This window comes from Micromonospora sp. CPCC 206061, assembly GCF_036906915.1.
In the GTDB taxonomy this organism is placed as follows: Bacteria; Actinomycetota; Actinomycetes; order Mycobacteriales; family Micromonosporaceae; genus Phytohabitans.
The window spans coordinates 1-22,501 of record NZ_JBAKHX010000017.1; the positions used below are offsets into that span (position 1 = coordinate 1).

Annotated in this window: 18 protein-coding genes and 1 tRNA gene; 13 read left to right on the forward strand and 6 right to left on the reverse strand. The window is 70.2% G+C overall.

The genetic code is table 11. The features are described 5' to 3' along the window. The 8 genes from V6V89_RS14650 to V6V89_RS14685 all read left to right on the forward strand — a co-directional run. The coding region (locus V6V89_RS14650; protein WP_334619649.1) for a hypothetical protein at nt 1-200 on the forward strand (200 nt) is incomplete at its 5' end. 99 nt (nt 201-299) lie between these two features. Further along, nucleotides 300-1,628, forward strand: coding sequence for a Gfo/Idh/MocA family protein (locus tag V6V89_RS14655; RefSeq protein ID WP_334619650.1), 1,329 nt, complete (start codon nt 300-302; stop codon nt 1,626-1,628). 9 nt (nt 1,629-1,637) lie between these two features. Then, on the forward strand, nt 1,638-3,047 hold the full coding sequence (gene uxaC, locus V6V89_RS14660) for a glucuronate isomerase (protein ID WP_334619651.1): 1,410 nt from the start codon (nt 1,638-1,640) through the stop codon (nt 3,045-3,047). 26 nt (nt 3,048-3,073) lie between these two features. Then, nucleotides 3,074-4,360, forward strand: coding sequence for an enolase C-terminal domain-like protein (locus V6V89_RS14665; RefSeq protein WP_334619652.1), 1,287 nt, complete (start codon nt 3,074-3,076; stop codon nt 4,358-4,360). Further along, nucleotides 4,348-5,829 (forward strand): mannitol dehydrogenase family protein, encoded by a 1,482-nt coding sequence (locus tag V6V89_RS14670; protein WP_334619653.1) that lies wholly within the window; start codon nt 4,348-4,350, stop codon nt 5,827-5,829. Before V6V89_RS14665 ends, V6V89_RS14670 begins: the two co-directional genes overlap by 13 nt. A 39-nt stretch (nt 5,830-5,868) precedes the next feature. Further along, nucleotides 5,869-7,026 (forward strand): Gfo/Idh/MocA family protein, encoded by a 1,158-nt coding sequence (locus V6V89_RS14675; RefSeq protein ID WP_334619654.1) that lies wholly within the window; start codon nt 5,869-5,871, stop codon nt 7,024-7,026. A gap of 226 nt (nt 7,027-7,252) precedes the next feature. Next, nucleotides 7,253-8,557, forward strand: a complete 1,305-nt coding sequence (locus tag V6V89_RS14680; RefSeq protein ID WP_334619655.1) for a pectate lyase family protein — start codon at nt 7,253-7,255, stop codon at nt 8,555-8,557. A gap of 13 nt (nt 8,558-8,570) precedes the next feature. Next, entirely contained in the window at nt 8,571-10,157 is a 1,587-nt protein-coding gene (locus tag V6V89_RS14685; protein ID WP_334619656.1) for a pectate lyase family protein, read from the forward strand. Nucleotides 10,158-10,362: 205 nt separating this feature from the next. Here the strand turns inward: V6V89_RS14685 and V6V89_RS14690 are convergent, their stop codons facing one another. Then, on the reverse strand, nt 10,363-11,454 hold the full coding sequence (locus V6V89_RS14690; protein ID WP_334619657.1) for an ABC transporter ATP-binding protein: 1,092 nt from the start codon (nt 11,452-11,454) through the stop codon (nt 10,363-10,365). 279 nt (nt 11,455-11,733) lie between these two features. Between V6V89_RS14690 and V6V89_RS14695 the strand changes: the two genes are divergently transcribed. Then, nucleotides 11,734-11,810, forward strand: a tRNA-Thr gene (locus V6V89_RS14695). A 68-nt stretch (nt 11,811-11,878) separates the two neighbouring features. Here the strand turns inward: V6V89_RS14695 and V6V89_RS14700 are convergent. Beyond that, entirely contained in the window at nt 11,879-12,994 is a 1,116-nt protein-coding gene (locus V6V89_RS14700; RefSeq protein WP_334619658.1) for a hypothetical protein, read from the reverse strand. Between the two features lie 140 nt (nt 12,995-13,134). On the opposite strand from V6V89_RS14700, the gene V6V89_RS14705 reads away from it, so the two are divergent. After that, nucleotides 13,135-14,883, forward strand: coding sequence for an NAD-binding protein (locus V6V89_RS14705; RefSeq protein WP_334619659.1), 1,749 nt, complete (start codon nt 13,135-13,137; stop codon nt 14,881-14,883). Here V6V89_RS14705 and V6V89_RS14710 read toward each other — a convergent pair. Further along, the gene (locus V6V89_RS14710) at nt 14,864-16,090 is read right to left on the reverse strand and encodes a DUF4032 domain-containing protein (protein WP_334619660.1); all 1,227 of its coding nucleotides are present in this window, start codon (nt 16,088-16,090) and stop codon (nt 14,864-14,866) included. The two genes, V6V89_RS14705 and V6V89_RS14710, sit on opposite strands and share 20 nt — an antisense overlap. A 90-nt stretch (nt 16,091-16,180) precedes the next feature. Here V6V89_RS14710 and V6V89_RS14715 point away from each other — a divergent pair, with 90 nt between their 5' ends. From V6V89_RS14715 to V6V89_RS14725, 3 genes are read left to right on the forward strand one after another with little or no spacing between them, the layout of a single operon-like run. After that, the gene (locus tag V6V89_RS14715; protein ID WP_334619661.1) at nt 16,181-17,476 is read left to right on the forward strand and encodes a trypsin-like serine peptidase; all 1,296 of its coding nucleotides are present in this window, start codon (nt 16,181-16,183) and stop codon (nt 17,474-17,476) included. 9 nt (nt 17,477-17,485) lie between these two features. Further along, on the forward strand, nt 17,486-18,151 hold the full coding sequence (locus tag V6V89_RS14720; protein ID WP_334619662.1) for a phosphatase PAP2 family protein: 666 nt from the start codon (nt 17,486-17,488) through the stop codon (nt 18,149-18,151). Continuing rightward, entirely contained in the window at nt 18,144-19,373 is a 1,230-nt protein-coding gene (locus V6V89_RS14725; protein WP_334619663.1) for an APC family permease, read from the forward strand. Before V6V89_RS14720 ends, V6V89_RS14725 begins: the two co-directional genes overlap by 8 nt. Nucleotides 19,374-19,442: 69 nt before the next feature. Here the strand turns inward: V6V89_RS14725 and nagA are convergent, their stop codons facing one another. From nagA to V6V89_RS14740, 3 genes are read right to left on the reverse strand one after another with little or no spacing between them, the layout of a single operon-like run. Further along, on the reverse strand, nt 19,443-20,534 hold the full coding sequence (gene nagA, locus V6V89_RS14730) for an N-acetylglucosamine-6-phosphate deacetylase (RefSeq protein ID WP_334619664.1): 1,092 nt from the start codon (nt 20,532-20,534) through the stop codon (nt 19,443-19,445). 8 nt (nt 20,535-20,542) lie between these two features. Next, entirely contained in the window at nt 20,543-21,451 is a 909-nt protein-coding gene (locus tag V6V89_RS14735; protein WP_334619665.1) for an ROK family protein, read from the reverse strand. Beyond that, a complete protein-coding gene (locus tag V6V89_RS14740; RefSeq protein ID WP_334619666.1) occupies nt 21,448-22,368 on the reverse strand; it encodes an SIS domain-containing protein in 921 nt (306 codons plus the stop codon). Before V6V89_RS14740 ends, V6V89_RS14735 begins: the two co-directional genes overlap by 4 nt. Nucleotides 22,369-22,501 lie beyond the last annotated feature (133 nt).

Consider the following 22,501-nt stretch of genomic DNA (forward strand, 5'->3'; position numbering starts at 1 on the left):
GAGATGTGCACGCCGGACGCGCGGGCGACGTCGCGGATGGTGGCGGGCACAGTCGTTCTCCGTTCTGGTCGGTGATCCACGCTGTGGTGGCCGTCACTGGGATCGGCCAATTAATGCAAACGGTTGCTCACGTGTCAACGGGCTTTGATTACGGCTTCGTTGCGACGACCAGCGCCGGGAGCGCTCCAACCCTGGGCTAAAGGGATTTATCAGGTCACTTTCCCGGAAAGCGTTGACGCACAGCGGGCGCTCGGGAATCCTTCTGCTGCAAACCTTTGCACCTTCTGGAGGAAGCCTCGATGTCGGATCAGCCGCAGCGGCGGCTCCGCTACGCCCTCGTAGGCACCGGGTCGCGCGCCGAGATGTTCGTGCGCTCCATCGTCCGCGACCACACAGACCGGGCCGAGCTGGTGGCGTTCGCCGACGTCAACCAGGCCCGCATGGACGCGCACAACTCCTGGCTCGAGGAGCTTGGCGCGGACGCGGTGCCGACGTACCAGGCTGGCGAGTTCACCACCATGCTCGACAAGGAGCGGGTCGACGTCGCGCTGGTGACTAGCGTCGACCGCACTCACGACGAATACATCGTGGCCGCGCTCAAGTCCGGCCGCGACGTGGTGACCGAGAAGCCGATGACCACCGACGTTCCGCGCTGCCAGCGCATCCTCGACGCGGTCGCCGAGACGGGTCGGCACGTCACCGTCGCCTTCAACTACCGCTACAACCCTTTGCACGAGAAAGTGCGCCAGGTGCTCGCCGACGGTGAGATCGGCGAGGTGGGCTCGGTGCACTTCGAGTGGCTGCTGGACGTGCGGCACGGTGCCGACTATTTCCGGCGGTGGCACCGCGACAAGGCCAACTCCGGCGGTCTCATGGTGCACAAGAGCAGTCACCACTTCGACCTCGTCAACTGGTGGCTCGGCGCGGTGCCGGTCGAGGTGTTCGCGTACGGAGGGCTGTTCTTCTACGGCGAGCAGGGGCGCCGGCACGGGTACGCCCGCGACTACGAGCGCGCGCACGGCAGCCCCGAGGCGGCCGGTGACCCGTTCGCCCTTCATCTCGCCGCCAACCCGCAGTTGCGCGCGCTCTATCTGGACGCCGAGGCCGAGGACGGGTACCACCGGGACCAGAACGTCTTCGCTCCCGGTGTCACCATCGAAGACGACATGGCGGTACTGGCCAAGTACTCCACCGGCGCCACGATGACGTACCACCTCACCGCGTACGCCCCGTGGGAGGGCTACCGGGTGATGTTCAATGGCAGCAAGGGGCGGCTCGAGCTGGAGGTCGTGGAGAGCGACTTTGTCAGCCCGTACGCTGCCACCGAGTTGAAAGGCGCGGCTCTGCACGGCGTGCAGGCGGCCGTGGAGGAAGGCTGGGCACGGATCACCCTGCGGCCGTTCTGGGCGCAGCCGCGGCAGGTGCCGGTGCCCGGGTACACCCGAGCGGGTCATGGTGGTGCGGACGCTCGCATGACCGGGGTCCTGTTTGGTGGCGTGCATGATCCAATGGGTCGCGGCGCCTCCGCTCGGGATGGCGCGCTGGCCCTCCTCACCGGCCTGGCCGCCAACCGTTCATTCGAGACCGGCCAGCCGGTCAAGGTCGCCGACCTGCTCACCATCCCCTAGGAGCCGTCCGTGTCGCGAGCCGACCTGCTCTTTCCCGCCGAACCCACGCAGCGGGGCATCGCCCGGGAGCTGTACGCCCTCGCCAAGAATCAGCCGATCATCTCCCCGCACGGGCACATCGACCCGGCGATCCTGGCCGAGGACACGCCCTTTCCCGATCCGGCGCAGCTGATCATCTGCCCAGACCACTACGTCACCAGGATGCTGCTCAGCCAGGGCGTCTCGCCGGCCTCCCTCGGCGTACCGACCCGCACCGGTGAGCCGTACGAGACCGACGGGCGGACCATCTGGCGCCTGTTCGCCGAGCACTGGCACCTCTTCCGCGGCACGCCGTCGCGGCTGTGGCTGGAGGAGACGTTCGCCAACGTGTTCGGCGTGACGACCCGGCTCGGTCCGGACACCGCCGACGAGGTGTACGACGCGATCGCGGCGAAGCTCGCCGAGCCGGAGTTCCGGCCGCGGGCCCTCTTCGAGCGGTTCAACATCGAGGTACTGGCGACGACCGAGTCCCCATTGGACGATCTGGGCCGGCACGCGAAGCTGGCGGCGGACGGCTGGGGCGGCCCGGGTGGCCGGGTGATCACCACGTTCCGGCCGGACAACGTGGTCGACATGGAGTTCGACGGCTGGGCCGAAAACGTGGCCCGCCTCGGCGAGATCGCCGGCGAGGACACGACGACGTACAGCGGGTACCTGGCCGCGCTGCGCAGCCGGCGGCAGGCGTTCATCGCGGCGGGCGCGACCTCGTCCGACCACGGCCACCTGACAGCTCGCACGGTGCTGCTGGACGAGCCGGAGGCCGCGGCGCTCTTCGTGAGAGGGCTGCGGGGCGAAGCGACCGAAGGCGACGCGGAGACGTTCCGCGCCCACATGATCGTGGAGTTCGCCAAGATGTCCATTGAGGATGGACTGGTGTTGCAGCTGCACCCTGGTGCGGTGCGCAACCACAACCGGTGGCTGTACGCCTCGCACGGGCGGGACGTCGGCGGCGACATCCCGCAGGCGACCGAGTACGTGTACAACCTGATGCCGCTGCTGGAGAAGTACGGCAACGACCCTCGCCTGCGGGTGGTGCTGTACACGTTGGACGAGGACACGTTCACCCGCGAGCTGGCGCCGCTGGCCGGCGGGTACGCCTCGCTCTTCCTCGGCGCGCCCTGGTGGTTCCTGGACTCGCCGGAGGTGCTGCGCCGGTACCGCGAGGCGGTCACCGAGACCGCGGGCTTCTACAACACGGCCGGGTTCGTCGACGACACGCGCGCCTTCTGCTCCATCCCGGTGCGGCACGACGTGTCGCGCCGGATCGACGCCGGCTTCCTGGCCAGACTGGTCGCCGAGCACCGCCTGCCACTCGACGAGGCGGCCGAGACGATCGTCGACCTCGCCTACCGACTGCCCAAGAGGATCTTCAAACTGTGAACACTGCGAGCACTGTCGTTACCTCCTTGGACGTCCACGACGTACGGTTCCCGACGGCCGCCGCCGGCGACGGATCCGATGCGATCAACCGCGGCGACTATTCGGCGACCTACGTCTCCCTCGGCACCGACGGCGGGGAGACCGGCGCCGGGTTCACCTTCACCAACGGGCGGGGCAACGAGATCACCTGTGCGGCGGTCCGGGCCTTGGCGCACCACGTGGTCGGACGGTCCATTGAGGACATCTTCGCCGAGCCGGTCGCGTTCTGGCGGTCGCTGAGCGCCGACGTACAGCTGCGGTGGCTCGGGCCAGAGAAGGGCGTCATCCACATGGCCACCGGAGCTGTGGTCAACGCGGTGTGGGACCTGCGCGCCAAGCTTTCGGACAAGCCGTTGTGGCGGCTGCTCGCCGAGATGCCGACCGAAGAGTTGGTGCGCAGCATCGACTTCCACCACATCACCGACGCGCTGACGCCGGCCGAGGCCGCCGCGATCCTCGACAAGGGCCTGGTCGGCATGGACGACCGGCTCCGTGAGCTGGAGCGGGACGGCTTCCCGTCGTACACCACGTCGGTGGGGTGGCTCGGCTACCCCGACGACAAGGTGCGCGCACTGACCCGCCAGGCGTACGCCGAGGGCTGGCGGGCGATGAAGATGAAGGTGGGCGGCCCGATCGACGACGACGTCCGCCGCGCCCGGATCATCCGCGAGGAGATCGGGCCGGACGCGTTGCTGATGATGGACGCCAACCAGGTCTGGGATGTCGACGAGGCGATCGCCAACATGGCGCGGCTCGCCGAGTTCGACCCGTACTGGATCGAGGAGCCCACGCACGCCGACGACATCCTCGGCCACGCCAGGATTCAACGGTCCGTCACGCAGCTTACAAACGGCCGATGCAGGGTCGCGACCGGTGAGGTCGCCGCCAACCGGGTCATCTTCAAGCAGCTCCTCCAGGCCGAGGCGATCGGCGTCATGCAGATCGACGCGTGCCGGGTGGGTGGCGTCAACGAGGTCCTCTCCGAGATCCTGATGGCCGCCAAGTTCGGCGTGCCGATCTGCCCGCACTCGGGCGGCGTGGGCCTGTGCGAGTACGTCCAGCACCTGGCGATCTTCGACTACCTGCGGGTGGGGACGTCGCTCGACGGCCGCATGGTCGAGTACGTCGACCACCTGCACGAGCACTTCGTCGACCCGGTGCGCACCCGCGACGGCCGGTACCTACTGCCCGAGCAGCCCGGGTACAGCGCCACCATGAAGCCGGAGTCGATCGCCGAGTACTCGTTCCCGGACGGGCCGGTATGGCGGCAGTGAGGCTCTCGCTGGGTGGCCTGCGCCAGGTGCCGGCGGCGAGCCGGCCCCGGGTACGCCCCGGCACCGTGCCCGCCGGCATCGTGCACCTCGGTTTGGGCGCCTTCCACCGGGCGCACCAGGCGGTGTACACCGAGGCGGCCATCGCGCTGGCCGGCGGCGACTGGGGAATCGTCGGCGTCGCGCCGCGCAGCCTCGACGTGGTGCGCAACCTGACCGAGCAGGACTGCCTGTTCAGCGTCACCTCGCTGGGCGGCAACGGCACGCACAGTGAGGTGGTCGGGGCGTTCACCGAGGTACGGCACGCGGCGAGCGACCCGGACGGCGTGCTCGACCTGATCGCCTCCCCGGCTATCCGGGTCGTGACGCTGACGGTGACCGAGAAGGCGTACCAGCTCGACCCGGCCACCGGGCGGCTGCGACCGGATCCCGCTGTCGCTGCCGACCTCACCGGCGATGGGCCACCGGCCACCGTGCCGGGCCTGCTCATGCGCGGCCTGATCGCGCGAGCCGCCGCCGACGCCGGCCCGATCGCGTTGCTGAGCTGCGACAACCTGCCGTCCAACGGCAAGCGGCTGCACGGCCTCGTGACCCAGGCCCTGGAGTACGGCGGCGCCCCCGGACCGGTTGTCGACTGGGTGCGCGCCAACGTGACGTTCCCGTGCACGATGGTCGACCGGATCGTGCCGGCGACCACCCCGGAGACGCTCGCCACAGCCGAAGGGCTGCTGGGCGTGAGTGACCTGGCGGCGGTGGCGGCCGAGCCGTACCGGGAATGGGTGATCGAGGACGCGTTCCCCGGCGGGCGACCGGCGTGGGAGCGCGCCGGCGCCGTGCTGACCGACGATGCCGGGCCGTGGGAGCGGCTGAAGCTGCGCGCGCTCAACGGCGTGCACTCCGCGCTCGCGTACCTGGGCGCGCTCGCCGGCCGCGAGATGATCGCGGAGGCGCTGGCCATCCCCGGGATGCGGGAGGCGCTGCGCCGGTTCGTCGCCGAGGATGTCGCCGGCAGCTTCCAGCCGCCGGACGGGGTGTCGGTCGTCGAGTACGGCGACTCGGTCCTGGAACGGTTCGCGAACTCGGCGATCCGACACCGGACCATCCAGGTCGCCATGGACGGCTCGCAGAAGCTGCCGCAGCGGGTGCTTCACACCCTCATCGACCGGCGCGCAACCGGTGCGGTGCCGCGCTGGGGGGCTCTCGTGCTCGCCGCCTGGATGCGCTTCGTGCAGGGGCAGGCCGACGACGGCGCATCGCTGCCGCTCGACGACCCGCTGGCCGAGCGCATCCGGACGGCGCTCTCCGAGGGCAAGGACTCTCCGGAGGGCGTGGTCGACGCGCTCCTCGGCCTGACCGAGGTCTTCCCGGCCGAGTTGGTCGGCGACGACGTGGTGCGGGAGCTGGTGACCGGCTGGCTCACCGCCCTTGAGCAGCACGGCGTCGAGCAGACGCTGCGTGAGACGGCACTATGATCACTTCCCCGGAGGTGGCCGCATGTCAGGGGGCGCAGCATGAGTGAGCCGCGGGTGGCACTGGTCGGTGCGAGTGGGCATGGTCTCTGGCACCGCCGGCAGATCACTCCCCTGCACGAGGCCGGGCGGGTGCGGCTCGTCGGCCTGGTCGACGTGCGCCCGATCGAGCCGGCGCCGGGTGCTTCGGTACCCGATGGCACCGGACTGTTCACCGATCACCGCGAGATGCTGCGGGCCGTGCGCCCCGATGTTGTGGTGATCTGCACGCCGCCGCAGACCCATCTGCCGATCGCCACCGACGCGCTCCGCGCCGGTGCCGACGTGCTGCTGGAGAAGCCGCCGGTGCTCTCGCTCGACGAGCACCGCGCGCTCAGCGACGTGGTCGACGAGACCGGCCGGGCCTGCCAGGTCGGGTTCCAGGCGCTCGGCTCGGCGGCGCTCGCCGAGCTGATGGCCGCGGTCACCGACGGACGGCTGGGCGTGGTCACCGGCATCGCGGCGGTCGCCTCGTGGCATCGTGCCGACTCGTACTACCAGCGGTCCGCATGGGCCGGCCGGCGTACCGTCAACGGTCACCCGTCGCTCGACGGTGCGCTTGCCAACCCGCTGGCGCATGCCTGGATGCAGTGCCTGGCGGTCGCCGGGCTGCCGCCGTCCACAGTGGAGCTGGAGCGGTACCGCTGCCGGGACATCGAGGTCGACGACACCGCCTGCATGCGTATCACGCTGGAGTCGGGCCTGCCGATCCTGGTGGCCGTGACGCTGTGCGGTGAGGAGAAGATCGAGGGCGAGGTAATCGTGTACGGCACGGCCGGTACGGCGGTGCTGGAGTACCCGACCGACCGGCTCCGACTGCCGGGCGACTCCGAGCTGCGCGAGGTGCCCGGTCGCACGAGCCTGCTGGAGAACCTGCTGGCGCACCGCGAGACGGGCGAGCCGTTGATCGCGCCTCTCGCGCGCACCAAGCCGTTCACCGCGGTGCTGGACGTACTGCACGCCGCACCCGTTCCATCGAAGCTGGGCGACGAGCTGCTCTCCGTCGAGGGCGTGCCGCCCGAGCGCTTCCTGATCATCAAGGGGATCAACGCCGCGCTCCGCCAGGCGACGGAGCGGCTCGCGCTGTTCTCCGAGTTGGCCGTCCCGTGGGCCGAACAGCCGCTCCGGGTCGCCCTGACCGAGGAGGTAGCCGGTGCCTGACCTGTGCCGTCGGGTATCGACGGAAAACGAACTGCAAACATTGGTAACTATCGTTCGGTAAAATTCGGACCGAACGCCCATCATCTCGGCATTTAGTGGCCGGGTAATTCTCCTTTGCCTGCTTTTCTTGCAAAATACCTGCAAACATAAGGCATTGACTCTCTTGAGAGCAGATCCGTAGCTTTCTTGTTAAGAACGCGTTACGAGATCCCGCGCGGAGAGTGCGATGCAACTGAGGCAGTTGGCCGCCGTAGCGGCCGGGCTCGGCATGGTAGCGGCGTTCGCCGCACCGGCCCGCGCCGAAGGCGAAGTGTCCTGGGGAGCACGTCAACTGGGCCGGCAGGCGCTGCCGGCGAACGACGGCTGGGCCGCATCGGGGCCCGGCACCACCGGCGGTTCCACCGCCACCGAGGAAAACATCCACGTCGTGGAGAACCGCGCAGAGCTCGTCGCCGCGGTCGCTGGCGCAACACCGAAAATCGTGTACGTCAAAGGCACGGTCGACGGCTTCGACGGGCTGGATGGCGGCTGTGCCGCGCTGGCCGACCCGGCGTACTCGCTCGACGCGTACCTCGCCGCGTACGACCCCGCGGTCTGGGGAAGGGTCAACCCGAGCGGCCCGCTGGAGGAAGCGCGGGTGCGTTCGGTGGCCAACCAGACGCGGCACACGCAGATCAATGTGGGCGCGAACACCACGATCATCGGGCTGCGCGGCGCCACCCTGAAGCACCTCACGCTGATGGTCGACCGGGTCAACAACGTGATCGTCCGCAACCTCACCTTCGTCGACGCTCAGGACTGTTTCCCCGCCTGGTCGCCGACCGACGGTGACCTCGGCAACTGGAACTCGCAGTTCGACCTGATGTCGGTGCGGCGCAGCGAAAACGTGTGGGTCGACCACAACACGTTTACCGACGGCGACAACCCCGACAGCGAACAGCCTGTCTACTTCGGACGCCCGTACCAGGTGCACGACGGCGCGCTCGACATCACACACACCGCGAGCCTCGTGACCGCGTCGTACAACCGGTTCTCGGCGCGCGACAAGGTGATGCTGATCGGCTCCTCGAACACCGTCGGCCCGGACGTCGGCCGGCTCAACGTCACGCTGCATCACAACGTGTTCGACGGCAGCCTCCAGCGCCTCCCGCGGGTGCGCTTCGGCCAGGTCGACATCTACAACAACTACTACAAGGTCGCCGGCGACGGCTTCTCGTACGCCTGGGGCGTCGGCGTCCAGTCGTCGATCTACGCGGAGAACAACTTCTTCGCGCTCGGTGCGGACGTGAGCGCGGCCGAGATCATCTATGACTGGGGCGGCACGGCGATCACCGAGAAGGGCACCTGGGTGCGGTCCGGCAAGGGCCGGCCGGCGGCGGTCGACCTGCTCGACGCGTACAACGCCGAGCACGACCCCGACCTGGGCGCCGACTCGGGCTGGACGCCGACCCTGCGCAACGGTCCGGTACTGCCGGCCCAGTTCGTATCCATCCTGGTGCCGGTACTGGCCGGTGCCGGACGGCTCTGCTGAGGAGGTCTGGCACGTGAAGCGCAAGTATCTCGGCGCGGTCGCGGCGGTCGCCGCCGGCGCACTCGTGGTCATCGGCGCGCCGTACGCCTTCGCCGACACGCTGCTCTCCGACGACTTCCAGGACGGCAACGCGAGCGGCTGGTCCACGTCCGGTGGCACCTGGTCGGTCGTCACCGACGGCACGCTCGCATACCGCCAGTCAGGCACCAGCAGCGACTCCCGCAGCCTCGCCGGGTCCACGAGCTGGACCGACTACTCGGTGCAGGCGCGGGTGAAGCCGACCGGCTTCAACGGCTCGGGCCGGTTCGCCGGCCTGATCGCCCGCGCGCAGAGCAGCAGCAACTACTACGCGCTCGCGATCACCAGCTCCGGTGGCGTGCAACTGATCAAGCGAGCGGGTGGCAGCCCGATCGTGCTGGGCAGCGGCACCGGAGCTGGCGCGGTCGGCACCTGGACCACGCTGCGCCTCGACGTGGCGGGCAGCTCGCTGCGCGGGTACGTCAACGGGGCGCTCGCGGCCAGCGCGACCGACACGGCGTTCGCCAGCGGCCGTCCGGGCATCGTGGCCAGCTACGCCAGCGTGACCGTCGACGACGTCACGGTCGCGACCGGTGTCGCCACGCCGACCCCCGGCCCGACAAGCGGTCGGCCGACCCTGCCACCCACTGAACCGCCGATCGAGCCGGGCGCGCCACCCAAGGGCTTCGCCTCGGTCAACACGCTCGGGCAGAACGGCACCACAGGCGGTGCCGGCGGACCCACCGTCACGGTGGACACCGCGGCCGAGCTACTGGCCGCGATCGCCCAGACCGGCCCGCTCAACATCCGGGTGAGTGGCATGATCGCGCTGCCTGGCCCGATGCACGACGTGACGTCCGACAAGACGATCGTCGGTATCGGCGCCAGCTCCGGTGTCACCGGCGGCGGCTTCAACATCGGCCTGCCGATCAGCGACGTCACGACGCCGCCCGCCAACGCCGTGCACAACGTCGTCATCAGGAACCTGAACATCCGCGACTTCCCGGACGACGGGATCAACGTGCAGATGTTCTCGCACCACGTGTGGCTCGACCACAACGACATCTCGAACGGTTACGACGGCGCCCTCGACATCAAGCGCGGCTCCTCGTACATCACGGTGTCGTGGAACCACTTCCACAACCACACCAAGACGATGCTGCTCGGGCACGACGACGGCAATGCCGCCCAGGACGCCGGAAACCTCAAGGTGACCTACCACAACAACTGGTTCAACCGGACCCCGCAGCGCAACCCGCGGGTCCGCTTCGGCGAGCCGGTGCACGTGTTCAACAACTACTACGTCTACAACACCGACGTCGGCGTGGCCTGCCAGGCGAACGCGGGTTGTGTGGTCGAAGGCAACTACTTCGAAGACGTCGAAGAGCCCGTCAGCAACAGCTACGCGGGTCCGACGGGCCGGTGCGTGGCGCGCAACAACGTGTTCGTGGGTGAGTCGGGCCAGCCCGACTGCGGCGGCACAGTGCAGGAGCCGAGCTCCTACTACAGCTACACCGTCGCCGACCCCAACACCATCAAGTCGGTTGTCACGGCGGGAGCGGGTACAAAGCTCAACTTCTGAGCGCCGTGGCACGCGAGATGTGACCGCGGGCGGTGGGCAGACACCGCCCGCGGGCACCACACCCGGTCGGGGACGGGGCACGGGCGGCTTACAGCCCGGGCCTCTCGCGTCCCGCCCCGGCCGGTCCATCTCGAACAGAGTCTTTGCGGTTCCCACACAGAAAGGGGCGGGCCCGACCGGGCCCGCCCCTTTCAGTAGCGCTGGATCAGACGCGCTCGCCAGTCACGGCGTGGAACGCGTGGTGCTGGTCGGTGCGCGGCTTCACGAACACGGTGTCGCCCATGTTGGGCATGTGACGCCGGTCGGTACGCACGGTGAACCGCTCCGAGCCGCCGTCGAGCGCGGCGTGGCCGTACACGTTGGCGTCCGAACCCAGGTCTTCGACCAGTTCGACGACGACGGGCAGGCCGCCCTCGGTGGCGCTTACGAGGTCGCAGTCTTCCGGCCGGAAGCCGACCGTGATCTTGCCTTCGCCGCCGTTGGCCTGGGCGGCGGCGACCTGCTCACGGGTCAGCGGAATGATCATCTCGGCGAAGACGCCGCCCTGCTCGGTGAGCGGGACGGTCTTGATGTTCATCGCGGGCGAGCCGATGAAGCCGGCCACGAAGACGTTCGACGGGGTGTCGTACAGGGCCCGAGGCGTGTCGACCTGCTGGAGCACGCCGTCGAGGAGCACCGCCACGCGGTGGCCCATCGTCATGGCCTCGACCTGGTCGTGGGTCACGTAGACGGTGGTGATGCCGAGCTTGGCCTGGAGCGTCGCGATCTGCGTACGGGTCTGCACGCGGAGCTTCGCGTCGAGGTTCGACAGCGGCTCGTCCATGAGGAAGACCTGCGGCTCCCGGACGATCGCGCGGCCCATCGCGACGCGCTGGCGCTGGCCGCCGGAGAGGGCCTTTGGCTTGCGGCCGAGGTACTCCTCGAGCTGGAGCAGCGCCGCCGCCTCCTTGACCCGCCGGTCGATCTCCGCCTTGGGGGTCTTGCGGAGCTTGAGCGCGAACGCCATGTTCTCGTACACCGTCATGTGCGGGTACAGGGCGTAGTTCTGGAAGACCATCGCGATGTCGCGGGCCTTGGGCGGCAGGTGAGTGACGTCGCGGCTGTCGATGTAGATCGAACCCTCGTCGACATCTTCCAGACCGGCGAGCATCCGCAGGCTGGTGGACTTGCCACAGCCGGAGGGGCCGACCAGTACGAGGAACTCGCCGTCGCCGATCTCCAGATCGAGGTGGTCAACCGCGGGACGTTCGGTGCCCGTGTAGATCCGGGTCGCCTTGGAGTACGTGACCGTAGCCATGGTGGAGCGCTTCCTTTCACCGGCAGGAACGTGCCGGACGATCCGAGTGAAGGAGCGACCGGCGCGGAATGGCGCCGGCCAGCGGCGCACCGAGGTGTCATCCGCGTCACGCAACGGTAAACGGTTTCCGGCTGCGTGCCAAGGTGCGACGTGGTTTCTCCAGACGGCGCCGAGCGGATCTTTCGGTCATCGGGGCACGGCCCGGCACGAACGACGCGCGCGTTGATGAGACACCGATCACCGGCGATGCCACTCGGTCGTTATGCTGGCGTCGGGCAAGCCCCTGTAGCTCAGTTGGCCAGAGCTTCCGCCTTGTAAGCGGAGGGTCGCCGGTTCGAGTCCGGCCGGGGGCTCCACTCAAAGCGTTGCGATCCCAAAGCAAGTGGCGGGCGGCTTTCGCCGCCCGCCACGTCAGCTGTGTCGCTCAGATGTCCATGTGCTTCATGCCGGGCATGCCCGCCAGCGTGCCGTTGGTCGGCAGGACGCTGGTCAGGTTGCTCAGGTCACCGATGAGCGGCAGGCCGACGCTGGCTGCCTCGGCGTAGTCGGCGTCCTCGCCCGCCACCGGGCGGTCGGTGGTGCTGTGCCGCTTGGTGCGGGTCTGGCTGCCGCTGTCGTCGTTCGCGTCGGCCGGCAGCGTGGTGGCGCCACCCATGCCGGGCAGGCCGAGCGAGCCGAGCGCGCTCACGACGGGGATCTCGTTCTGCGGGTTGTCGGCCGCACCGGGGACGCCCTTGAGGTTCAGGTCGCCGACCAGCGGCAGCGTGGCGACCGGGGGCAGCGCCTCGGGCTGGAACAGCTCGGGGCGCTGCGCCACCATCGCGTCGCCGATCAGTGCCGGCACCATGTCCTGCGCCTGCGAGTTGGTCGAGCGGGTGAAGCCGTTGACGTTGCCCTTCGCCGCCTTGTGTATGGGGACGGTGGGGATCGCGTCGGCGGGCAGGGCGCCGAGCGCGGCGGGCAGGGCCGCTCCGGCCCGCGAAGCGTCCACATCGGACGTGGCGGGCACGAGGTCGTGCATGTTGCCGGCGTTGGTGCTGATGCCGTTGCCGCCGTTGAGGATCGACTGGGTCGTCCCGGCCACACCGACCGCGTCGACCGCGCGGTCCGCGCCGATGGTGTCGGTGAAGGAGCCGGCGACCGGCAGCGTCGAGATGAGCTGCGGCTTCTCGGTCAGCACGGCCTCGTTGTCTCCAGGAGCGGTGCCGAGGGCGGACGGGTCGATGGCGGCGTTCGGCAACAACGGGGCCGAGCCGAGGAAGCCGAGGTCGCGGGTCGGCGAAACGTCGCCGCGGAGATCAGAGAGTTGGCCGCGCATCATGATGTCGGGCGGGGCGGCCTGGGCGTTGGACCCGAGGGCAACCTGCGAGATCTGGCCCGCGGTGGGGGTGAAAAAGTCGTCGAGCAGGCCCTGCAACTCCAACGGGTCCGTTGCCGGGATGGCGTCGACGTCCTCCGCGTGGGCCGCACCGCCGCCGAGCAGCAGGAAGCCGCCGGCCATGCCGACCGTCCCGACTGCGCGATAGAACCACTTGTTCATGTTCATCCATTCAGGTGCTTACCGGTAGCACCGCGCAATAGGTGCTAAGTACGCCAAAGTGGTCAACGACGCTTGCCCAAAACCGTTCCTGGCTCCGCCGAAGTTCATGATCGTTGATCGCGATAGCTACCATCCCGGTCATGTCGGTGGACCCGTGGCGATACAGGGCCCGCCGCGCGGTCGCCTCGCGCTTGCGCCCCAACGGCGAAACGCGTCCCCACTACGTCGTCTGTGGTAACGACGCGTTGACGTACCGGTTGGTAAAGGAGCTGATGGCGGCGTCCGCCGGTTGGGTGACCGTCATCGTGCCCAACAGGCGGCGGTCGGAGGTCGACGATCTCGCACGCATCAAAGGAATCCAGATCGTGCGGGCCGACCGGCTCACCGAGGAGACGTTCCGCGCCGCCGGTCTCGCCGGTGCCGAATGCCTCGCCCTCGTGCACCAGGACGACGTGGGCAACATCCACGCCGCTCTCTGCGCGCAGGCGGTGGAGCCACGGATACGGCTGGTGATGCGGATCTTCAGCAGCCGGCTGGGCAGCGGCGTGAAGCGGCTCTTCGCCGACTGTGACGTGATGTCCGACTCGGCCATGGCCGCGCCCGCGTTCGTTGCGGCCGCGCTGGGCGAGCCGGCGCCGACACACTTCCGGCACGCCGGCCGCACCCTGTACGTGGCCCGGCGCGACGACGTGCGCCCCGATACCGTCGTGTGCGGCCTCGCCGACACCCGGCAGCGCAACAACCCGAGGGTGCTGCCTGTCAACCCGGCTGACGCAGACCTCGTACTGGCCGAGGCCACCGGCCAGCCGTCCGGCACCGTGCTCGCCGCGCGCAAACTGGCGCGGCACCGCCGCCGGCGTCAGCCGATAGCGGCCGCCGTACGCGGCCTGCGGGCGTTCGTGAACCGGAAGATCGGCGTCGCCACGATCACGGTACTGGCCGTCGTCGCCGTGTTCGGCACTCTGCTCGCCCGATCACAGGACCTCAACCTGTGGAAGGCCCTGTACTTCACGCTCCTCACCACGATCACCGGCTCCAACGTCGAGTTGGACGCCAGCTGGGGCGTCCAGGTCATGCAGGTGATCCTCACCGTGGCCGGACTGGCGCTGATACCGCTGATCACCGCCGCCGTGGTCGAGGCGGTCGTCAACGCCCGCCTCGCGCTCAACGTCGGCCGATTGCGTACCCCGCGCGTCGACCACGTCGTCGTGGTGGGCCTCGGCAACGTCGGCACACGGGTGATCCGGCAGCTCAACGACCTCGGCGTCGAGGTGGTCGCGATCGACAAGGACCCGGAGGCGCGCGGCGCGGCGGTCGCCCGGCGGCTGGAGATCCCGCTGATCGTCGGCGACGTCGCCCAGGAGGAGGTCCTGCGCTCCGCCTCGGTCGAGACCTGCCAGGCCCTCGTCGTGGTGTCCACGGACGACGTGTCGAACCTGCAGGCCGCGCTCAACGGACGCGCGCTCCGCGCCGACCTGCGCGTGGTCATGCGACTCTTCGACGGCGACCTGGCCAAGCGCATCCAGCGCGCCTTCGACATCGCCGTCTCGCGAAGCGTGTCGTACCTGGCCGCACCCTCGTTCGCCGGCGCGATGATGAACCGCGACGTGATCGCCACCATCCCCGTCGACCGGCACGCGCTGCTGGTCGCCGAGGTGCCGGTGGCGCACGGATCCGCCCTCGACGGCAAGGTGATCGACCAGGCCACCCGCCCCGACGCGGTACGGGTGATCGCACTGCACAAGTTCGGTGAGCCGCGCCCGATCTGGAGTCCGCAGACCGCGTACCGGATCGAGGGCGGCGACCGGCTGACCGTGGTGGCCCGCCGTGCCGGCCTGGGATGGCTGGTCAAGCAGACGACGCCGATCCCTACGGAACCGCCTGCGTGACCTCGATGCCCAGCACCGCCTGCTCGTCGGGGCGGTGCACGAGCACGTCAGCCAGGAACGACTGCACCGCCAGTGCCAGACCCACGTCGCGGCCGGCTTCTTCGGACAGCCGCCAGCGGTGCTCGATGACCTGCACGAACAGCTCGGTCGGCTCGAGCTTGCGGCGCAAGTGGCCCGGCACCGCCCGGACCACCGGCTCGAACACCTCGGTCAACCAGCGATGTGCCGCCTGCTGCTCGTCGGAAAGGTCGCTCTCGGCCCGGTACGTGTCGAGGTCGTTGAGCAGCCGGCGGGCCTGGTTCTCCTCGGCGTCCAGGCCGGTCAGGCGCAGCAGCCGGCGGGTGTGGTAGCCGGCGTCGACCACCTTCGGTCGCACCTTGAACGCGCCCCGGTCGGCCAGTGACATCGCCACCTCGGCGACGTCGAAGCCCATCTCGTTGAGGCGCCGGATGCGGCTCTCGACGTGGTGCCTGTCTTCCCGCTGGAACTCCTGCTCGTACGTGATCTCGTGCCACAGCCGCTCGTACCGCTGCACGACCTCTTCCGAGACCACCTCCGGATCGATGGACTCGTGCAGCAGCCCGGCGGCCTGCAGGTCGAGCGCCTCGCCGAAGATGTTGACGCGCGCGATCTCCAGGTCTTCGCCGCGCTGGCCGTTGGAGAGCTTGTTGCGCAGGGCGCCGGTCTCCGCGTCGACCAGGTAGGCGGCGAAGGCGCCCGCGTCGCGCCGGAAGAGCGTGTTGGACAGCGAGCAGTCGCCCCAGAAGAACCCCGTGATGTGCATCCGCACGATCAGGGCGGCCAGCGCGTCGAGCAGCCGTGCCATCGTCTCGGGGCGGAGCGTGTGGGAGAACAGCGCCCGGTACGGCAGCGAGAACTGCAGGTGGCGGGTGATCAGCACCGGGTCGAGCGGCTCGCCGTCGGGTGCGTGCCGGTCGGCGACGATGGCCACCGCCTCGACCGACGGGAAGCCGATGCGCTCCAGCGCGCGCAGCAGGTCGTACTCCCGCTCCGCCACGCGCTCGCCGGTCTCCTTGACGGCGTAGACCGTGCCGGCCAGCTTGACGAAGCGCACCACGTGCCGCGAGATGCCCTGTGGCAACGCCACCAGATGGTCGGCAGGCCACTCCTCCAGCGGTGTCGACCAAGGGAGGTCGAGCAGCGCCGGGTCGACAAGGGCCGAAGTGATCCGCACGGTGACAAGCATGCCGGCTCGCGGCGCGCGTCGCTGCCAACCGTGGCTCGTTACACAGTGTCGGAAACCGAATGTCTTGGCTACGACACATGGGGGACACGTATGCGGCGGACTGTGGCGCTGGTCGCGGGGGTGTGTGCGGCTGTGCTGGCGGGTGCGGCGGGCACGACGGCGTACGCGCTGACAGGGCGGGAGACCGCACCGGCGGTCCAGAAGCCCGCCGACGCGGCGGCAGCCGACCCCACGCAGGACGCGCCGGCTCCGCGGCGTGTCGTGGCCGCCGACGGCGGCGCCGCGCCCCGGGCCGCGGCCGGCGAGCCGGAACGCCAGGCGCCGCGCCAGGTCGGCCGGGAGCGGATCGGCGTGATCGAGCCGATTCAGCGGGTCCTCGGGTACCTCGACACCGAGCGCACGATGACCTTCCGGTACCCGGGGGCGGCGTACGTGAAGCCGCACTTCAACCGCCTCCTGCTGCTGCCCGGCGACTACCTCACCGTGTCCGACCCGAGCGGCCAGGAGGTGCACCGCGTCGACGGCGGTCTGCTCGACAGCGCCGGCCGGTGGGCGATGTCGGTTTCCGGCGACACGGCCGTGGTCGAGCTGCACACCTCCCGCCCCGACCCGCTGGGTCTCAGCTCGACGCTCGCCCAACTCGGCGTGGGCGTCGACAAGGTGGCCCGTGGGTACACGGCGGACGAGCGCAAGGCGACCGAGCCGCGTACCGAGAGCGTGTGCGGCGGCGACGACAAGTCCGACGCGGTCTGTTACCGGTCCAGTGACCCGGTGGCGTACGAGCGGTCCAAGGCGGTCACCCGGCTGCTGATCAACGGCAACGAGCTGTGCACCGGCTGGCGGATCGGCCCGAACAACCGGGTCCTCACCAACAACCACTGCCTCGTCACCTCGAGGGACGCCTACGACACCGAGGTGTGGTTCAACTACCAGTGCGCACAGTGCGGCGGGCACTCGGTGTTCCGGTCGACCAAGGTGTGGGGCGACAGGGTGCTGAGCACCGACGAGACGCTCGACTACACGCTCTTCACCGTCGAGGACTTCGAGGCGGTCAAGAAGTTCGGCTACCTCCAGCTCGACCTGCGGCGGCCGGCGCGCGGCGAGGAGCTGTACATCCCACAGCACCCCAGTGGCGACCCGACCATGATCGCGATGGACAGCGACGAGGACGCCAACGGCACCTGCGCGGTCGACAACCCGACCTACACCGGGTACGCCAAGGCCACCGACGTGTCGTACCTTTGCGACACCGAGGGCGGCTCGTCCGGCTCGCCCGTGCTGTCCAAGTCGACGGACAAGGTCGTCGCCCTGCACCACTTCGGCGGCTGCCCGAACTCGGGCGTGCGGGCTGACCTGATCTACAACAAGATCAAGTCGCAGTTGTAGCTTGGGGGCGTGCAGGAGACCGCCACGCGCAACAGGGTCGCGCCCGGCGGGTGGTGGCTCGACGGGCTGCTGCTCGCCGCCTTCGCCGCGCTGACAGCCATGCTCACGGCCGGCTGGCTGCTTGACCTGGACACGGCGGTCTCCGACTGGGTGGCCGACCAGAAGGGCGGCGCGCTCTGGTGGCTCTGCAGGGTGCTGAACTTCCTCGGCAACGGCGGCCCGCTCACCCTGATCTGCCTGGTCATCGCGGTCTGGCTGGCCGTGCGCCGCCGGTCGGTATGGCCGGTGGCGCCGGTGGTCGCGGCGTTTCTGGTGACCGGGTTCGCCATCATGCCGCTCAAGTTGTGGACCGACCGCGCGGCGCCCGCCTCGACGCTGGCCGACAAGGTCGAACTCTTCAACACCCTGCCACCCGGCGAATACAGCTTGTCGTATCCATCAGGCCACATGGTGAACACCGTGGTCTGGTACGGAGTACTCGTGCTCCTGTTGTGCCCGTGGCTGGGCCGCGCGGCCCAGCGGTGGTTGCGCATCGCGCCGCCCGCGATCGTCTTCTGCACCACCGTCTTCTTGAACTATCACTGGGTGACCGACTCGGTCGCCGGCCTGATGCTGGGCGTGGTCCTCGACCGCCTGCTCCACCGCGTCGCCTGGCCGAAGCTTCCACGTGAATGAACTCGCGCGCCGGCTGACCACGGCCGACGCGGTGGTCATCGGCCTCGGGTCGATGCTCGGTGCCGGGGTCTTCGTGGTGTTCGCGCCCGCTGCCGCCGAGGCGGGCGGTCGGGGACTGCTGATCGCGCTGTTGCTGGCCGGGTTCGTCGCGTTCTGCAACGCGAACAGTTCCGCCCGGCTCGCCGCCCTCTACCCGGAATCCGGCGGCACCTACGTCTACGGCCGCGAACGCCTCGGCGACTTCGCAGGCTTCCTCGCCGGCTGGGGCTTCGTCGCCGGCAAGACCGCGAGCTGCGCCGCGATGGCCCTCACCATCGGCGCCTACCTGTGGCCAGCACACGCCCGCCCCATCGCCGTCGCGGCGGTCGTGGCGCTCACCGCCGTCAACCTCGGCGGCATCCGGAAGACCGCCCGCGCTACCCGCTGGCTCGTGGCGGCCACCCTGGCCGTACTCGGCACGGTCGCCGTCGTGGGCCTGGCAGCCGGCCACCCCACCCTCTCCCACCTGTCCGACAGCTCGGGTACCGGGATCCGCGGCACTCTGGCGGCGGCTGGGCTGCTCTTCTTCGCGTTCGCCGGATACGCGAGGATCGCCACGCTGGGCGAGGAGGTGCGAGACCCCGAGCGCACGATCCCGCGCGCCGTGCCGCTCGCACTGGGTCTGGTGCTGGCCATTTACCTGGTACTCGCGGTGGTGACCCTCGGCGTGCTGGGCCCGGCGCGGCTCGCCTCGTCACCCGCCCCGCTGGCCGACGTCGTATCGGCGGCCGGCGTACCCGGACTTGCCTGGGTGGTACGCGTAGGCGCGGCGGTCGCCGTCACCGGCGTACTACTGGCACTCGTGGCCGGCGTCGGCCGCACCACGCTCGCGATGGCCCGCCGCCGCGACCTGCCCGCCGCCCTGGCCGCTGTCCACCCGCACCGCCAGGTGCCCCACCGCGCCGAGCTGGCCGTCGCCGTCGTGGTCATCGTGCTGGTCTCGCTCGGTGACATCCGCGACGCGATCGGCTTCTCCAGCTGCACCGTGCTCGCCTACTACGCCATCACGAACGCGTCCGCCCTGACCCTGAGCGGCACACGCATCCTGCCCGCCCTGGGCCTGACCGGCTGTGTCGTCCTAGCTCTGACCCTCCCGTTGCCCAGCGTCCTGTCCGGCCTCGCCGTCCTGCTGGCCGGCGCCGCGTGGTGGGCGCTTCGCCGCCTCCTCCGCCCTCGCCCGTAATCCCCTTACAGCCCGTACTGGCTGCCCTCGTCCATCAAGGGCACACGGGCGGTGGCGGGTTGGGACGGGTCAGAGCCAGGTGCCGGCGCGCATTACGCGCTGGACGTGGAGGTCGGGACCGAGGAGCACGAGATCGGCGCGGAGGCCGGGGGTCAACGCGCCCAGCTCATCCGCCAGCCCTATCGCGCGCGCTGGGGTCGTCGAGGCCATGCGAGCCGCGTCCACGATGGACACACCCGCCTGCACCGCTTGGCGGAGGGCGGCGTCCATAGTCAGGGTGCTGCCCGCGATGGAGCCGTCGCGGGCGAGCCGGGCCACTCGATCCGCCACCACGACGGTCTGGCCGCCCAGCTCGTACTCGCCGTCCGCCATGCCGGCCGCGGCCATCGCATCGGTGATCAAGGCGGCCCGGTCGGGCCCGGTGACCGTCGCGGCGAACGCGAGCGTGCCGTCGTGCAGGTGTACGCCGTCGGCTACCAGTTCACAGACCACGCCGGGCGCCCCGAGCAGGGCGAACACCGGGCCGGGCTCGCGGTGGTGCGGCGGGCGCATGCCGTTGAAGACGTGCGTGCCCACCGTCGCACCGGCGGCCACCGCGGCCAGGGTCTCGTCGTATGTGGCGTCGGTGTGCCCGATGGCGGCCACGACGCCGTGCGAGACGAGCAGCTTGATCGCGTCCAGCGCACCGGGGCGTTCGGGCGCGATCGTGACCATCCGCACTCCGCCCAGCGGCAGCAGCTCGGCCAACTCGTCGACAGACGGGTCGCGCAGGAACGCCGGGTTCTGGGCGCCGCAGCGGATCTGCGACAGGTACGGGCCCTCGTAGTGGACGCCGGCCAGTACACCCTCGGAGACCAGGGGCGCGAATGCGAGCGTGGCGTCACGCATCAGCTCGAAGGGTGAGCTGACCAGGCTCGCGAGCAGTGTCGTGGTGCCGTGGCGCAGGTGGAAGTCGGCGGCGCCGCGGGCGGCTGCCGGGTCACCGGTGGTGAAGGTGTGCCCGCCGCCGCCGTGCGTGTGGATGTCGACGAAGCCCGGCACGATCCACGTATCGCCACCGTCGCCGCCGGCACCGACCGCGGTCACGGACGGGCCGTCGACCTCGACGAACCCCCGCTCGATGACGCGCGACGGCGTCACCACCCGGCCCTCGATCCTCATGGGGCGCTTCATGCCACGTCCAACGCCAGAAGTGCCGCGCCGACGCAGCCGGCCTCGTCGCCGAGCGTGGCGCGGGCCAAGACCGGCTCGCGGTGGAACGTGAGCCGGTCGCGCAGCGCGGTCCGTAGCGGGTCGAGTAGGGCGTCGCCGGCCTCCGCCAGGCCTCCGCCGAGCACGATCACCTCCGCGTCGCAGAGCGCTTGGGCGGTCAGCAGTCCGTCGGCCAGCACCTCGATCGTCTGGCGCCACACCTGCTGGGCCAGCTGGTCGCCGGCAGCCGCCTTCGCGACCACCTCGGCGGCAGTCGCCGGGGTGCCCGCGAGCGCCGCATACCGCCGGGCCACGCCCGCCGCCGACGCCTCGGCCTCCAGACAGCCCCTCGCACCGCACCCGCAGGGTGCGCCGCCGGGCCGGACTACGACGTGGCCGATCTCGCCGGCCGCGCCGTGCGCGCCCGTGAAGCCGCGGCCCGCCACGATGTGCGCGGCGGCGATGCCGGTGCCGATGGCGACGAAGAGGACGTGTGCGGCCCCGCGACCGGCGCCCAGTCTCGCTTCGGCAAGACCGCCGGCACGCACGTCGTGGCCGAGCGCCGCGGGCAGGTTCAGCCGCGCCGCCACCAGATCACGCAGGGGTACATCGCGGAAGCCCACATTCGACGACCAGACCGCCACGCCCCGGTCCTCGTCCACGACCCCGGGGACCGCGACGCCGGCGGCGACCGGGCGCAGGCCCTCGGCGCGCGCCTTGCCCGCGAGGCCCTCGGCGATGTCGAGGATCGCGGCGGTCACCGCCTCGGGGCCGCGGTCGGCGCCGGTCGGGTGCCGTTCGGCGTGCACGATCTCGCCCGACGGGGACACCAGCGCGCACTTCATTCCAGTACCGCCGACGTCGAGCGCGACGAGCACGCCACTCATGTCAGGACGACGGACCGGGTGAGGTGGCGGGGCGCGTCGGGGTCGAGGCCGCGGCTGATCGCAACCGCCACGGCGAAGCGCTGCGCGAGGATCAGGTCGGCCATCGGGTCGAGGGGTTGGCGACCGGCGGCCCAGTTGCCGAGTACCGCATAGCCGCCGCTGGACCGGCTGTGCACGAATGCCGCCCCGGTCGCCTCGACGTCTTCGGCCAGGCCCTCGGGCACGTCGCCGAACGCCCACACCACCCGACCGGGCGCCGCGATCGAGATCGGCCCGTGTCGGTAGTCCATGGCTGGGTACGCCTCCGCCCAGAAGCCGGCGGCCTCACGGCACTTGAGCGCGGCTTCCTGGGCCAGCCCGACCGTCCAGCCTCGACCGAGGAACGTCACCTGCTCCACCCGAGTGGGGTCGATTGGCAACGGTGCCCGCACGGTGACCTCGGCGTCGGCGGCCAACGGGTCCAGGTCTTCGCCGAGGTGGGCGCGGAGCAGCGCAAGCGCGCTGGTCGCGAACCGGGTCTGCACCACCGAACGCTCGTCGGCGAACGGCAGGAGCACGCTGTTGGTGGCCAGCTCGGCGGCGGGTGCGGCTGGGTCGCCCACGATCGCGGTGGTCGGGGTGTCGACCGACCGGAGCAGGTCGAGCACCTCGGTCGTGGTGCCCGACCGGGTGATCGCCACGATGCGGTCGTAGCGGCGGCCGGTGGGGAACTCGGACGCCTGGAACGCGTCGGTCTCACCAACGCCGAGGCGCTCACGCAGCCTGGCGTATGACATGGCCATGAACCACGACGTGCCGCAACCGACGACGGCGACCCGCTCCCCACGGCTTGGGAGCCCGGCGGCGCCGGCGGCGACCGTCTCAGCGCGGCGCCAGCAATCGGGTTGGCTGGCGATCTCCTCGTCCACGTACGACACGGCAACTCCTGCGCGTTACGGCTCGTTAGCGCCCTCTTTCGAGCGCCATTCTGCGCGCTTCTCGCTGCTCGTGGCAACCGTGCGCAGCTTCGCGCAATAACCGGTTTTGCGTAGAGGGGTTTTGAGCACTATT